Source organism: Pseudescherichia vulneris, from assembly GCF_902164725.1.
Taxonomy (GTDB): domain Bacteria; phylum Pseudomonadota; class Gammaproteobacteria; order Enterobacterales; family Enterobacteriaceae; genus Pseudescherichia; species Pseudescherichia vulneris.
Genome location: NZ_LR607338.1, coordinates 2,148,712 through 2,149,238, shown reverse-complemented (window position 1 = coordinate 2,149,238; position 527 = coordinate 2,148,712). Strand labels below are relative to the sequence as shown.

At 57.5% G+C, this 527-nt stretch carries 2 protein-coding genes; both read left to right on the top strand.

Features of this window, described 5'->3' with window-relative positions; genetic code table 11:
- Nucleotides 1–280: class II holin family protein (locus FN633_RS09235; protein WP_208674018.1), on the top strand; the 280-nt coding region annotated here is incomplete at its 5' end.
- Nucleotides 280–527, top strand: a 248-nt coding sequence (locus FN633_RS09230) for a glycoside hydrolase family protein (RefSeq protein WP_154058884.1), incomplete at its 3' end; no start/stop codon positions are given. The genes FN633_RS09235 and FN633_RS09230, both read left to right, overlap by 1 nt.

Here is a 527-nt window from a genome sequence, read left to right as displayed (position 1 = left end):
TTCACACAGCACCCCGACCCAATCGGAGGTGAGAGACATGTTTGATATGAGCAAACTGGCTACTGGCGCAGCTTATGGCGCATCAGCCGGGACGGTAGCCAATGGACTGCTAACCCGGTTAAGCCCCGACGAGTGGAGCGCTCTGGGGGTGATTATCGGGATCGTTGTGGCAATCCTGACGTTCGGCATCAACTGGTACTACAAGCGCAAGACCACGTTGGCGCAGATCCAGGCGCTGAAGACCTGGCCCAGACGCCCGGTTGATATTACGGAGGATTAATGGCGATCTCACTGTCGTTACGTAACAAACTGATCGGTGTAGCTGGTGCTGGTGCGCTGGCGATCGCCACGGTATTTCTGGGTGGCAAAGATGGCGTAGAAGGGCGCAAGTATGAAGCGTACCGGGATGTTGCCGGGGTGTGGACCGTCTGTGATGGGCATACGGGCCGGGATATCGTGAGAGGGAAAACCTACACCGATCGCGAGTGCGACCAGCTGCTTTGGAAAGACCTCCAGCCAGCCAAGCG